We start from the raw sequence: 12,302 nt of genomic DNA on the forward strand, positions 1-12,302 counted from the left end.
GCCCAGGGGAAGGTTAGGCTGGTGGCAGGCCGAAGGCCGGGAACAGAGATGGCCCGAGCGGCCCTATGAAGATCGTCAAGGAAGCGATCCCGCCCTCGGCCGCGTCGAACACGTGCAGGGAATGGGCCCGCCATTCAGGGCCATCGTGGCTGCGGGAATAAACCCCGACCGCCGGCTGGGCATTGGCCCGAGTGGCCAGCGTGCGGAAGCCGCCAAACCTCGGCCAGACGGTCTCGAAGAAACCGCGGATCGCTTCGCGGCCTTGATACCATTCGCGCCAAGGCGGCATTGTATAGATGGCGTCCTCACGCAGCAGCTCGATCAAGCTGTCGAGATTGGCGGCCTGCCAGGCCTGCATGTAGCGTTCGAGCAGCAGGCCTTCTTCGGGGCTGGGCCGTGATCGGCTGGCCGGCCGTCCCTGGGGATAGCGCGCCGCCAGCGTTGCGCGGGCGCGCTGCAACGCGCTGTTGATCGAAGCCGTCGATCCGCCCAGCAAACGCGCCGTCTCGACGGCCGACCATCCCAGGACGTCGGCAAGCAGCAGCGCGGCGCGCTGCCTGGGCGGCAGATCCTGGATCGCGGCGACGAAGGCGAGCTGGACGGCCTCGCGGCTCTCGTAACGAGCTTCCGGACCTGGCTCGCTGCCGGCAATGTCTGGAAGCTCGGCGTCGGGGTAGGGCTCCAGCCAGGCGATGTCGGCTACGGGCCCGCCTATGGCCGCCCCGTGCGAGGGCGGCCGTCCGGGTTCCCGGAGAATGCGACGCGCCCTCGACCTCGCCTTGATGGCGTTGAGGCAAGCGTTGGTCGCGATCATGTAGAGCCAACCACGAACCGAACCTCGCCCGTCGAACTCCGACCTGGCGCGCCAGGCGCGAAGCAACGTGTCCTGGACGAGGTCGTCGGCCTCGTGCAGCGAACCCATCATGCGATAGCAATGCAGCTTGAGCTCGCGGCGATGGGCGGCCATGACCTTCTCGAAGGCCAGCCGATCGAGGATCGGCTGGCGTGCTGGTTCCAGAGGTGGTTGAGCGTCTGTCATGCGGCTGTGCGGTTACGAGTGAGCTTTGCATTACGCGCGCGTCAGGCGGCTGGTGCAAGCCCGCTACCGCTGACCACGAAGGAACTGCCTTGCGGCTGGCCGGTGGCGAGCGCGACCACCGCCCGTCCGACGTCGGCCGGGGTTTGCATGTCGGTCATGGCGGCGATGAAGTCCGCCGGCTGGATGCCCATATAGGCAGCGACGCTGTCGACGCCGGCCTTGCCCACGCCGGTTTCCGGCATGATGCGCATCGGCGCGAGCGCCATGAAGCGAAGGCCGAGGCCGAGCCGGTCGGCTTCCTTCTGGCTATGACCGGCCAGGAACATCTGCATGCGTTTTGCGCCGGCATAGCCGCCGGTATTGGGTGGCCCGCCGGTCAAGGCCGCGCCACTGGAGATCAGAACGATACGGGTTCCCGGCTTGAGCGGACGCCGCAGAGCGGCCCGGCAAAACAGGAACGATGCCTTGACGTCCGTGTCCCAATTTGCGGAGAACGCCTTCCAGTTCTGTTCGTGCAGCGGCGCGGAAGGGGCCAGCGCGCCTGCGCAGATTACCAGCACGTCCGGCTCCAGCGCGGCGAAGACCTTATCGGGGGCGGAGTCCACCGTCGCATCGACCGCGAGCGTCTTCACGCCCGAGACCTCCCAGGCAAATTGCGCCAGGGCCTGTTTTCCGCGGGCGACGGCCAGCACCGTCGCTCTCTCGTTGAGGGCGGCCTCCGCGATGGAGCGGCCGACCCCACGGCTGCCTCCTACGACTACAACATTCTGACCTTGCAACGATCCCATGGATCACCTCTCTGTTCCCGGCCGCCGGACCATCCAGGCGCGCTCATCGATAAGGACAGCGCAGGCGTGCGGAAATCATCGGCGCCAGGCGGAAATATTTTTCAGGTGACAGCAGGGCTCGCCCACGGCCCTGTTCGGAGCAGCAACGGCAGAGGCGCGTCGGTTTTGTATTCAGTGTCATTACCGCGGCGGTAATCGACCAGTGTGCAAGGTCTCGGCAAACTGCTCCCATCAAGCCGGTTGTCCGGCTTCGACCACCAGGGAGTACAGCCATGACCGCCTAGGCCGTCGCCCATATACGCCAGGTCACGCCGGGGCCGCAGATCGTCGAGTACCTGCACAAGATCGATGCGACGCTGGAGCCGTTTGGCGGGCGCTTCATCGTGCATGGCAGCGAGGTGGAAGTCGTTGAAAACACCTGGCCGGGCTACCTCGTCATGATCGAATTTCCAGACATGCAGCAGCCGCGCGCATGGTACCGCTCGCCCGCCTATCAGGAGATATTGCCGCTGCGCACCGACAATTCTCAGTCCGACGTGGTCCTGGTCGATGGCGTTGCGCATCCGCACAAGGCCACCGACGTTCTCGAATAAGGGGACGATCTGCGACGACTGGCTCTTATCGTTTCAGCAGAAACACCGCCTGCTGGCCGAAAAAATTCCAGAACCACCACGGCATCGAGAAGCCGATCCGCTGGCCATTGGCGTCGAGCGCGGTCGCCTTTTCCACCGTCGCGCCAAGCTCGTCGCACAGATTGACGAAATCGCGAATGGTGCAGAAATGGATGTTGGGGGTGTCATACCAAGAATAGGGCAGGTCCTTGGTCACCGGCATGCGGCCGTTGAACAGTAGCGAAAAGCGCACCCGCCAGTGACCGAAATTTGGGAATGAGACGATGGCGCGGTTGCCGATCCTGAGCAGTTCGTCGAGCACCAATTTCGGATTGCGGGTCGCCTGCAAGGTCTGCGACAAGACGACGAAGTCGAAGCCCTTGTCGGGATAGAATTGGAGATCCTTGTCGGCATCGCCCTGGATGACCGACAGGCCGCGCGCCACGCATTCGTTGACGCCGCGCTGCGACAGTTCCAGCCCGCGACCGTCGACCTTCTTGGTCGCCTGCAGCAATTCGAGCAGCAGGCCGTCGCCGGAACCGACGTCCAGTACCCGCGACTGCGGCGGGATGAGATCGGCGACGACCTCGAGGTCGACGCGCTGTGCGCGGTTGACGCTCATGGGCTCGTCACTTGCCTGGCGCATGGCCCTGATCCGAAAAGTCTGCAACTTTTCGGGGTCATGCGCCGAGCCCTCTGGCCCGCGCCGCCGAGGCGATGAAGCCTTTGATGGCGGCGAACAGTTCCGGCTCGTCGAGCAGGAAGGCGTCGTGGCCACGGTCGGTCTCGATCTCGACGAACGATACCGAGGCGCCGGCCGCGTTCAGCGCGTGCACGACCGAGCGGCTCTCCTCGGTCGGGAACAGCCAGTCGCTGGTGAACGAAACCAGGCAGAAGCGCGTCTTGGTGCCGGCGAAGGCATCGGCCAACCGGCCGCCATGGTCGGCGGCGAGATCGAAATAGTCCATCGCCCGGGTCATGTAGAGATAGGAGTTGGCATCGAAGCGATCGACGAAGGTCATGCCCTGATGGCGCAGATAGCTCTCGATCTGGAAGTCGGCATCGAAGCCGAAGGTCAGGGCTTCGCGATCCTGAAGGTTGCGGCCGAACTTGCGGTGCAGCGCTGCTTCCGACAGATAGGTGATGTGAGCGGCCATGCGCGCCACCGCCAGCCCCTTTTCCGGCCGCTTGCCGTGCTCGAAGTATTTGCCGCCATGCCAGTCCGGGTCGGCCATCACTGCCTGCCTGCCGACCTCGTGGAAAGCGATGTTCTGCGAAGAATGGCGGGCGCCGGTGGCGATCGGCAGCGCCGAGAAGACGCGCTCGGGATAGCTCGAGGCCCATTGCAGCACCTGCATGCCGCCCATCGAGCCGCCCAGCACGCTGAACAGCTGTTCGATACCGAAATGCTCGACCAGCATCAGCTGCGCGCGCACCATGTCGCGGATGGTGATGATCGGCAGGTCGAGCCCGTAGGGCTTCGCGGTGGCGGGATTGGTCGAGGCGGGGCCGGTGGAGCCGAGACAGCCGCCGATGACGTTTGACGAGATGACGAAGAAACGGTCCGTGTCGATGATCTTGCCGGGGCCGATCAGCACTTCCCACCAGCCCGGCTTTCCGGTCACCGGATTGGTGTTGGCGACGTGCTGGTCGCCGGTCAGCGCATGGCAGACGAGGATGGCGTTGGAGCGCTCGTCGTTGAGCGTGCCATAGGTCTGGTAGGCGATCTGGAACGGCGACAGCAGCGTGCCGGCGTCGAGCTTGAGCGGCTTGTCGGCGCCGAAACGCAACACCGGGCTCGAGGGCTGGTCGGCCTCGTTGTTGGTTTTTCGCGCGCGCAAAGCGACCATCACATCTCCTTGCCCGGCCTTCAGTTGTCCACCGCCGGTCTGGGCAACAACCAGCCAGGGCAACAAAAAACCGGCCATGCCTTCGCAAAGCCGGTTACAAGATGCAAACGGCCCTTTAGCAAGTTGTTTAACGTGGCTGCAAGCCGACCGGCCAAATCACCACGGAACTTTCGCTGCTCTTCTAGGACCGACGCATGGCTTCGTCAACGGCAAGTTCTTGATCCCGATTTGCCGGCCCTCGACATTCCGGGCCACGGCTTGTATTTCCGCTGCGGCCTCCGGATGGAGGCACTCTCGACGGATTTCATGGAATGAGCCAGATACCGGATCAGACACGCCCAAGGCCCCGCGCCGGCATCATGGATATCGAAGCCTATGTGCCCGGCAAGAGCACGGCGCCTGAAGGTGTCGCCAAGGTCCATAAATTGTCGTCAAATGAGAACCCGCTCGGTCCTTCGCCAAAGGCGATAGAGGCCGCGCGCGCGGTCGCCGACAAGCTCGCGGTCTATCCCGACGGCAGCGCCAGGCGCCTGCGGGAAGCGATCGCCGAGGTGCACGGGCTCAACCCGGCGAACATCGTCTGCTCCAACGGCTCCGACGAGATTCTGGGCCTGCTGGCGCAGACCTACCTCGCGCCTAGCGACGAAGCCATCATCACCGAACACGGCTTCATGGTCTACAAGATCTACATACAATCGGCCGGTGCCGTCCCGGTTACGGTCAAGGAGACCGATGAACGCGCCGATGTCGATGCAATCCTTGCCGCGGTGACGCCGCGTACCAGGATCATCTTCCTTGCCAATCCCAACAATCCAACCGGCACCTACGTGCAGTTCCAGGAGGTGCGCCGCCTGCATGCCGGCCTGCCGCGAAACGTGCTTCTGGTGCTGGATGCCGCTTACGCCGAATATGTCCGGCGCAACGACTATGAAGCCGGCGTCGAGTTGGTGGGCAGCGCGGAAAACGTGGTCATGACCCGCACTTTCTCCAAATTGGGCCTGGGCGGGGCGCGGATCGGCTGGATGTATGCGCCAACGCATATCATCGACGCGATCAACCGCGTGCGCGGGCCTTTCAACGTCAATGCGACGGCTATCGAGGCCGGTATCGCGGCGATCCGCGACCGCGTCCATATCGAGCGCAGCGTGGCGCATAACGAGACCTGGCTGGCCTGGCTGAGCGAGCAATTAAGCGGGCTCGGGCTGCGGGTGACACCGAGCGTCGGCAATTTCATCCTTATCCACTTTCCCGAGGACAAAAAGCATTCGGCGGCTGCTGCCGACGACTACCTCAGTGCGCGCGGCTACATATTGCGGCGCGTTTCCGGCTACGGTTTTCCGAACGCGCTGCGCATGAGCATCGGCACCGAAGAGGCCAACCGCGGCGTTGTCGCCGCACTCGCGACATTCCTGAAAAGCTAGAACACCATGACCTCACCGATGTTCGAAAAGATCGCGCTGGTCGGCATCGGCCTGATCGGCTCGTCGCTGGCCCGCGTCATCCGCCGTGAGGGGCTCGCCGGCCAAGTCGCGATTTCGACGCGCAGCGAAGCGACGCTGGCGCGGGCGAGCCTACTCGCCCTCGGCGACACCTACACGACGGATGCGAAAGAGGCGGTTCGCGATGCCGATCTGGTCGTCGTTTCGGTGCCGGTCGGCTCTTCGGGTACCGTCGCCGCGGAGATCGCGCCGGCGCTGAAGAAGGGCGCCATCCTCACCGATGTCGGCTCGACCAAAGCATCGGTGATCGCGCAGATGCAGCCGCATGTGGCTGATGGCGTGCACTTCATCCCCGGCCATCCTTTGGCCGGCACCGAAAAGTCGGGACCGGATGCCGGTTTTGCCGAACTGTTCGAGAACCGCTGGTGCATCTTCACGCCGCTGCCCGGCACCGATCCCGCGGCACTGGAAAGGCTCTCGGAATTCTGGCGCCGCTGCGGCTCCAACATCGACACGATGGACCCGCAGCATCACGACATGACGCTGGCCATCGTTTCGCACCTGCCGCACATCATCGCCTATAACATCGTCGGTACCGCCGACGATCTGGAGTCGGTGACCAAGTCCGAGGTCATCAAATACTCGGCTTCCGGCTTTCGCGACTTCACCCGTCTCGCGGCGTCCGACCCGACCATGTGGCGTGACGTCTGCCTGCACAACAAGGACGCCATCCTCGAAATGCTGGCGCGATTCTCGGAAGATCTGTCCTCGCTGCAGCGGGCGATCCGCTGGGGCGACGGCGAAAAGCTGTTCGACCTGTTCACCCGCACCCGCGCCGTCCGCCGCTCGATCATCGAGGCCGGCCAGGATATCGACGTACCGGATTTCGGTCGCCAGGCAGTCGAACACCCGCCGAAGGGATAAGCCGCGGCAGGCCGATCGCAGGCCAGACAGGCTTGGAGCGGTTTATCGTTTCACGGAAACGCCGAAATGCTCTGTCTCTTTGTTTTGCGCAATTCCGGACGGGAGACCGTTCACACTTTTCCTGGATTACTCTAGTCGAGCGGCTTGATCTTGCCGAGCGGGATGAAGCCGAGCGAGGCCTTGCCCCTGACGATCTTCAGCGGCATCGACGGCTGGTTGCCGAGCAGCGCCAGTCCGGCAAAGCCGGTTTGGATCTCTTTCTTCTGCTCGGGGATGGCGGTGGCAAGGATCGCCGCCACGGCCTTTGGATCCTTGAGCTTGATCGTCAGATCGGCATTTATGAGACCGCCGTCATCGACCGACAGAGGTCCGGAAACGGTGATGCGCGCAGTTCCGGACGACAGATCGAGCTCGTGGATTTCGGCCGCGAGGCCGCGCAGGCTCTTCGGGTTTGCCTTGATCAGCGTCACGCCGTTCTTCAGCGTCAATTCGCCGCCGCCATCGAGCGGCGGCAAGACGCGCCCGTCGATGGCCGCCGCGTCGATTTCGAGATCGGTGAAATTGCCGGCATAGTCGACGTCCGGACCGTTTGGGCGCAATTGCCCGCTGGCAGTTCCGGCGCTGAACAGCGAGACGGGATCGGCATCGTCTGCCGGATCGGTCTGGCCGGACAGGCCTTCTGCCTGTAGCGAGAGGCGTCTCGGCAGCGGCCAGGACAGCTTCATGTCGGCCCGCAGATCATCCCAGTCGATCCACAGCGGGGTCATGCCGGGAACGGAGGTCCTGAGTGGCCCCCTGAACTCGGCGGCAGGCGACAGAAGCCGCGTGATCTGGGTGGCAGCGTTGATCTTGCCTGTCGAGGCCGCGACGTTGCGGCTGTCGTCCTCGTAAGCCAGACTGTCGCAGGAAAGGGTGAAGCTGAAGGGATAGCCGCTGACCGCGAGATTGGCACAGTCGGCCTTGATGCCCTTGTCATCGAGATCGGCGACCGCCTTGTCGGCGGCGCTCTCGACCAGATCCGCCAGGTAGAACCAGCCCGCGCTGTAGATGCCGAACAGCACGAGAATGAAAGCGGCAAGCCACAACAGGCGGCGACGCTGGCTGGGCGGCGGGCGCTCGTCACTTGACGTCATGCTGCGGCTTTCGTTAACGCGGGTGGCACGGGCGGGCTGTCGCTTGCGGCAACAACAGGTAGACGGACTGAAACACCACCGATGGAGTGGTTCGTTACAATCAGGCTTGGCGATATGGGCGATTTTTGGGTTTTTGGCTACGGCTCACTGATCTGGCGGCCGGGATTCGCGCATGTCGAGACGCGGCGTGCCCGCCTGCATGGCTACCGCCGTTCGCTCTGCGTCTATTCTTTCGTGCATCGCGGCACGCGCGAACGGCCGGGCCTGGTGCTCGGACTCGACCGCGGCGGCTCCTGCATCGGGCTCGCGTTCCGGGTCCCAGGCGAGCTGCGCAACGAGGTCACCACCTATCTGCGCGAACGCGAGCTGGTCACCAACGTCTATCTCGAACGTGTGCTCAGCGTTCGCCTCGACAAGAGTGAAACGGATGGGAGCGGGACAGTCGAAGCCATCGCCTATGTCGTGGACCGCAGCCACGAGCAATATGCCGGTGCGCTCGACCCGGCCGAGGCGGCGGCCGTCGTTCGCGGCGCCGTCGGCCAGTCGGGGAGGAATGAGGATTACGTGCTCAGCACGCTGGAGCACCTCGAAGCACTGGGTATAAGCGATCATTGGCTGGAAGACGTGACGAGACGGATCGCGACGTAGCGCCTTTTATCGTTATCATGATATTTTCGGTGCCGTGACGCGGGCTACATCCTGAAAATCTGTTTACCAAGATCGGCGCGATCCAGGCTGTTTGCCACCGCAACCTTGAACTCGGTCAGCGCGTGGAGACCGCCGACAGGAACGTGGAAGCCCGGCTGGCCAAAGATGTCGATGATCTCGCGTAGGACAGGCCGGTCGGCTTCGGCAGGCGGCGAAAAGAAGTAGCGATAGATATTTGCCCTGATTTCGACGCCGCTCAGCAACACATCGAAATTGTGCAGTTCGAAGCGCTCGGCACTCATTCCGCCATTGATCACCATCTGCCCGCCGAGCGCCAGGGTGCGGATCAATTCGCCGCTGACAGGTCCGCCGACATTGTCGACAATCCCGTTCAATCCGGCGCCGCCGGTGATATCCATCACCGCTTCCCGGATACTTGCCTTCAAGTCCGAAAGGTCAAGAATGGCAGAGGCGCCAAGCGTCTTCAGGTCGAAGCTCTGGTGCGAGCGCCGCACCAGCGCGATGACGTTGATGCCGCGTCGTTGGGCGAACTGCATCACCATTGTTGAAATCGACGAATAGCCGGCCGTGACAGCCAGCCACTGCCCGGGCCGGACACGGGAATCCGTCAGCAGATCCCACGCGGTAATGGGGTTCACCATCTGCCCGGCGCGTTCGACCGGATAGTCCGCAGGCAACGGGATCAGCCATTCGGCGGGAATGGCCGCGTACTCGGCCCAGCTGCCATAATAGCTGAACGCGACAAGCGTGCCCGGTTCCAGCAAGACATTCGCGCCAACGGCTTCGACGATGCCGGCACCGTGGTTTCCCGCGATCTGCCGGGGAAAATGCGGCTTCTTCGGTTCGGGATAGAGGTCCTGGATAAACAGGAAGTCGCCCGGATTGATCGAGGCCGAGACCATCCTGACCAGCACCTCGCCGTCGCCGATGCGCGGCATCGGCAGGTCGTCCATGTAGAGCACGTCGCGCGGCGAACCGATGGCGTCAAATACGATTGCTTTCATGCCGTTCTCCATAACAAATGATCCCAGGCCAACAGTCTGGGCCCGGCCGACCGCGTCGGCGCGGCGGAACCTACGGTCGGCCGGCAAAAGTCAGAATTGGCAGATTTGACAATCTATGTGCCAAATTTGCCAGATCGTTTCTTCAGAGGCTGCTGGTTTGGATATCCGGGACCAGCGCCTTGAGCCGGACACGGCGCGGCGGGTCGCGGCTTTGTGAAGCGCCGGCGGGTTGGAAAAGAGGCGATGCGTTTGACGTTGCCACGCCAGGACATAAGTTAGCCCAGTCGGCGGCTCCCATCCGCCCCAGCATGAATCACCATGGAGATCAGTCTTGCAGAAACGTCGTCTCGGTCGCACCGACCTATCCATCGCGCCATTGGTTCTGGGCGGCAACGTGTTTGGCTGGACCGCCGATGAGAAAACCTCGTTCGACCTGCTCGATGCCTTCATTGAGGCCGGTTTCAACGCCATCGACACGGCGGATTCCTATTCGCGCTGGATTGCCGGCCACCAGGGCGGCGAATCGGAAACCATCATCGGCAGATGGATGAAGAGCCGCGGCAACCGCGACAAGGTCGTCGTCATCACCAAGGTCGGCTCGGATATGGGACAGGGCAAGAGGGACCTCTCGGCCGCCTATATCGAAAAGGCCATCGATGCTTCGCTGAAGAGGCTGCAGGTCGACAGCGTCGATCTCTATCTGTCGCACTGGCCCGACCCGGCGACCCCTTATGAGGAAACGCTCGGCGCTTACCAGAAACTGCTCGACAAGGGCAAAATCCGTTATGCCGGCGCTTCCAACCTCGACGCCGCCCAGTTACACGCCGCACTCGACGTGGCAAGCCTGCGCGGCCTGCCGCGCTACGAGGTGCTGCAGCCGGAGTACAACCTGTACGACCGCTCGTCCTTCGATGGTCCGCTGCGTGACCTCTGCACGGCCGAGGACATCGGCGTCATCACCTATTTCAGCCTCGCCAAGGGATTTTTGAGCGGCAAGTACCGCAGCGAAGCCGACCTCGGCAAAAGCCCGCGCGGTGGCGGTGTGAAAGGGTACCTCAATTCGCGCGGCATGCGCATCCTCTCAGCGCTCGATGCCGTGTCGGCCAGACATTCGGCCACGCCGGCGGAAGTGGCGCTGGCCTGGGTGATGGCGCGGCCCGGCGTCACCGCTCCGATCGCCAGCGCGACGACGCTCGACCAGCTCGACAGCCTGGTGCGGGCCGCGTCGTTGCAGCTCAGCCCGGACGACATCGCCGAGCTCGACAAGGCCAGCGCATAGCCGCGCACGATCGTTCAAGACCCGCGCCGCTGCCTTGCCCTACCGTCCCTGCATCGTCACAGGATGCCGGGGACGCCGCATGGCCGGACAGGGTCTTCTCGATCAGCAGCTATGGCAGCAATTGCTGGCGCTTGTGCTGGCATCGGCCATCGTTATGGGCAGCCCGGGGCCGGCGACGATAAGTGTCACCGCGATCGGCGCCGCGTTCGGCCTGCGCGATTCGCTCCGTTATGCCTCGGGAATCGTTGTCGGCACGGTCCTCGTGCTTTTGGTGGTGGCGACGGGCATCATGGCCGTTCTCACCGCGCTGCCGAAGCTCGCAGCGCTGTTGGCGGTCGCCTCGGCAGCCTACATCCTCTATCTGGCGTTCAAGATAGCGACGGCGCCGCCACTGGCGGCACGCGTCGGTAGGGCAGCGCTTCCCACTTTCCTTGGCGGGTTCCTTCTGGCCGTTGCCAATCCGAAAGGCTATGTGGCGATTGCCGCCGTGTTTGCCGGCGCGTCTTCCGGCGCCGGCGGTCTTGCTATTTCAGCCAAGCTGGCGGTCCTCGCCTTGATGATCGTTGCCATTCATCTCTTGTGGCTTCTCGCCGGCGCGGCTTTTGCACGTTTGCTGCGCAAACCGCTGGCGTCGCGGATCATCAATCTGGTGTTTGCGGTGACGCTGATTGCAACAGCCGGCCTGGCTGCCTTGCCGTGAACCCTTCTGGCGTTCGCGGCAGGGTGTCTCAGCCTTTCAATTCACGTTTCGCGTCCAGCTCACCAAGCCTTTTCACCGCCGTCGGCGGCATCGGCGGCGGGTTCGGCGTCTGCGACGCCTCGACGAGGAGCTGGTCGCAGGCTGCTTCCGTCTCGCCGATCAGCCGGTGCATGAATTCTTCCTTGCCGAGGCCCGGCGGGATCGGCGGCAGGAAGCGCGCCTTGATCGTACCGGGATAGCGCAGGAATTTGCGGCGCGGCCAATAGAGGCCGGCGACGTGAGCGACGGGCACCACTGGAATGCCAAGTTGCGCATAAAGTTCGACGATGCCGTATTTGTAGACCGGTTCGTCGCCCGGCGCACGGCGCGTGCCCTCGGGATAGATGATGAGCTGGCGCGGATTGCGCGCCAATTCCTGTTTGGTCGCGGCGATAACCATCTTCAATGCCTTCGAGCGGCTGCCGCGATCGACCGGAATCATCCGCATCTTCAAGATGTACCAACCGAAGAACGGGATCCAGGTCAGCTCCCGCTTCAATATGTAAACGGGATCGTCGAGATACGGCAGGAAAGCGATCGTGTCCCAGAAGGACTGATGCTTCGGCGCCAGGATGAAGGAGCCTTCAGGCAGGTTTTCCTGGCCGGTGATCTCACTCCTGGTGCCGGCGACCTTATCGTAGAGCCACATGCTGGTGCGCGACCAGAATTTCGGCACAAACCAGGCGCGATGGCGCGGCGACAGGAAATAATACGGAGTCCAGAGGATCATCTGGACGATCAAGTTGAGGTAGAAGGCGAGATTGAACGCCAGCGAGCGGAAATAGAGCATACAGCAAGTGCCCGGTGAGGAGGTGTGCGTTGGTTAC

At 63.3% G+C, this 12,302-nt stretch carries 13 protein-coding genes and 1 riboswitch; of the genes, 6 read left to right on the forward strand and 7 right to left on the reverse strand.

Going from position 1 to position 12,302, the window contains the following annotated elements; translation table 11 throughout:
- Nucleotides 1-13: 13 nt before the first annotated feature.
- Nucleotides 14-1,039 (reverse strand): RNA polymerase subunit sigma-70, encoded by a 1,026-nt coding sequence (locus tag NKH98_RS17475; protein WP_352476259.1) that lies wholly within the window; start codon nt 1,037-1,039, stop codon nt 14-16.
- Nucleotides 1,040-1,080: 41 nt separating this feature from the next.
- Nucleotides 1,081-1,827 (reverse strand): SDR family NAD(P)-dependent oxidoreductase, encoded by a 747-nt coding sequence (locus tag NKH98_RS17480; RefSeq protein WP_352900076.1) that lies wholly within the window; start codon nt 1,825-1,827, stop codon nt 1,081-1,083.
- Nucleotides 1,828-2,123: 296 nt separating this feature from the next.
- Between NKH98_RS17480 and NKH98_RS17485 the strand changes: the two genes are divergently transcribed.
- Entirely contained in the window at nt 2,124-2,420 is a 297-nt protein-coding gene (locus NKH98_RS17485; protein WP_352900272.1) for a DUF1330 domain-containing protein, read from the forward strand.
- A gap of 25 nt (nt 2,421-2,445) precedes the next feature.
- Here NKH98_RS17485 and metW read toward each other — a convergent pair whose 3' ends face one another.
- Together metW and metX are read right to left on the reverse strand one after the other, a co-directional pair.
- Entirely contained in the window at nt 2,446-3,060 is a 615-nt protein-coding gene (gene metW / locus NKH98_RS17490; protein ID WP_254817066.1) for a methionine biosynthesis protein MetW, read from the reverse strand.
- A gap of 58 nt (nt 3,061-3,118) precedes the next feature.
- Nucleotides 3,119-4,288: a homoserine O-acetyltransferase MetX gene (gene metX / locus NKH98_RS17495; protein WP_254816640.1), complete on the reverse strand. Its 1,170-nt coding sequence runs from the start codon at nt 4,286-4,288 to the stop codon at nt 3,119-3,121.
- Nucleotides 4,289-4,383: 95 nt separating this feature from the next.
- Nucleotides 4,384-4,461: riboswitch (SAM riboswitch) on the reverse strand.
- Nucleotides 4,462-4,599: 138 nt separating this feature from the next.
- Here metX and hisC point away from each other — a divergent pair.
- Together hisC and NKH98_RS17505 are read left to right on the forward strand one after the other, a co-directional pair.
- A complete protein-coding gene (hisC, locus tag NKH98_RS17500) occupies nt 4,600-5,709 on the forward strand; it encodes a histidinol-phosphate transaminase (RefSeq protein WP_352900079.1) in 1,110 nt (369 codons plus the stop codon).
- A 6-nt stretch (nt 5,710-5,715) separates the two neighbouring features.
- On the forward strand, nt 5,716-6,651 hold the full coding sequence (locus tag NKH98_RS17505; RefSeq protein ID WP_352900082.1) for a prephenate/arogenate dehydrogenase family protein: 936 nt from the start codon (nt 5,716-5,718) through the stop codon (nt 6,649-6,651).
- Between the two features lie 131 nt (nt 6,652-6,782).
- Here NKH98_RS17505 and NKH98_RS17510 read toward each other — a convergent pair whose 3' ends face one another.
- On the reverse strand, nt 6,783-7,784 hold the full coding sequence (locus tag NKH98_RS17510; protein WP_352900085.1) for a DUF2125 domain-containing protein: 1,002 nt from the start codon (nt 7,782-7,784) through the stop codon (nt 6,783-6,785).
- Nucleotides 7,785-7,898: 114 nt separating this feature from the next.
- Here NKH98_RS17510 and NKH98_RS17515 point away from each other — a divergent pair, with 114 nt between their 5' ends.
- The gene (locus NKH98_RS17515) at nt 7,899-8,432 is read left to right on the forward strand and encodes a gamma-glutamylcyclotransferase (protein WP_352900275.1); all 534 of its coding nucleotides are present in this window, start codon (nt 7,899-7,901) and stop codon (nt 8,430-8,432) included.
- Between the two features lie 44 nt (nt 8,433-8,476).
- Here the strand turns inward: NKH98_RS17515 and NKH98_RS17520 are convergent, their stop codons facing one another.
- Nucleotides 8,477-9,457: a quinone oxidoreductase family protein gene (locus NKH98_RS17520; protein WP_352900087.1), complete on the reverse strand. Its 981-nt coding sequence runs from the start codon at nt 9,455-9,457 to the stop codon at nt 8,477-8,479.
- Between the two features lie 331 nt (nt 9,458-9,788).
- Between NKH98_RS17520 and NKH98_RS17525 the strand changes: the two genes are divergently transcribed.
- Together NKH98_RS17525 and NKH98_RS17530 are read left to right on the forward strand one after the other, a co-directional pair.
- Complete coding sequence (locus NKH98_RS17525; protein WP_352900090.1) at nt 9,789-10,736, forward strand: aldo/keto reductase; 948 nt, start codon at nt 9,789-9,791, stop codon at nt 10,734-10,736.
- A 79-nt stretch (nt 10,737-10,815) separates the two neighbouring features.
- A complete protein-coding gene (locus NKH98_RS17530) occupies nt 10,816-11,436 on the forward strand; it encodes a LysE family translocator (protein WP_352801907.1) in 621 nt (206 codons plus the stop codon).
- 28 nt (nt 11,437-11,464) lie between these two features.
- Here NKH98_RS17530 and NKH98_RS17535 read toward each other — a convergent pair whose 3' ends face one another.
- Nucleotides 11,465-12,265 carry a lysophospholipid acyltransferase family protein gene (locus NKH98_RS17535; RefSeq protein WP_352505091.1) on the reverse strand — a complete coding sequence of 267 codons (801 nt, stop codon included), beginning with the start codon at nt 12,263-12,265 and terminating at the stop codon, nt 11,465-11,467.
- Between the last annotated feature and the right edge of the window lie 37 nt (nt 12,266-12,302).

Source organism: Mesorhizobium sp. M0833 (genome assembly GCF_040319905.1).
GTDB lineage: Bacteria > Pseudomonadota > Alphaproteobacteria > Rhizobiales > Rhizobiaceae > Mesorhizobium.

What these genes read in the sequence shown, in the direction of transcription:
- hisC (WP_352900079.1), top strand. Translation starts at nt 4,600, where the DNA reads ATGAGCCAGATACCGGATCAGACACGCCCAAGGCCCCGCGCCGGCATC.
- NKH98_RS17480 (WP_352900076.1), bottom strand. Translation starts at nt 1,827, where the DNA reads ATGGGATCGTTGCAAGGTCAGAATGTTGTAGTCGTAGGAGGCAGCCGT.
- metW (WP_254817066.1), bottom strand. Translation starts at nt 3,060, where the DNA reads ATGAGCGTCAACCGCGCACAGCGCGTCGACCTCGAGGTCGTCGCCGAT.
- NKH98_RS17515 (WP_352900275.1), top strand. Translation starts at nt 7,899, where the DNA reads ATGGGCGATTTTTGGGTTTTTGGCTACGGCTCACTGATCTGGCGGCCG.
- NKH98_RS17530 (WP_352801907.1), top strand. Translation starts at nt 10,816, where the DNA reads ATGGCCGGACAGGGTCTTCTCGATCAGCAGCTATGGCAGCAATTGCTG.
- NKH98_RS17475 (WP_352476259.1), bottom strand. Translation starts at nt 1,039, where the DNA reads ATGACAGACGCTCAACCACCTCTGGAACCAGCACGCCAGCCGATCCTC.
- NKH98_RS17520 (WP_352900087.1), bottom strand. Translation starts at nt 9,457, where the DNA reads ATGAAAGCAATCGTATTTGACGCCATCGGTTCGCCGCGCGACGTGCTC.
- NKH98_RS17505 (WP_352900082.1), top strand. Translation starts at nt 5,716, where the DNA reads ATGACCTCACCGATGTTCGAAAAGATCGCGCTGGTCGGCATCGGCCTG.
- NKH98_RS17510 (WP_352900085.1), bottom strand. Translation starts at nt 7,784, where the DNA reads ATGACGTCAAGTGACGAGCGCCCGCCGCCCAGCCAGCGTCGCCGCCTG.
- metX (WP_254816640.1), bottom strand. Translation starts at nt 4,288, where the DNA reads ATGGTCGCTTTGCGCGCGCGAAAAACCAACAACGAGGCCGACCAGCCC.
- NKH98_RS17535 (WP_352505091.1), bottom strand. Translation starts at nt 12,265, where the DNA reads ATGCTCTATTTCCGCTCGCTGGCGTTCAATCTCGCCTTCTACCTCAAC.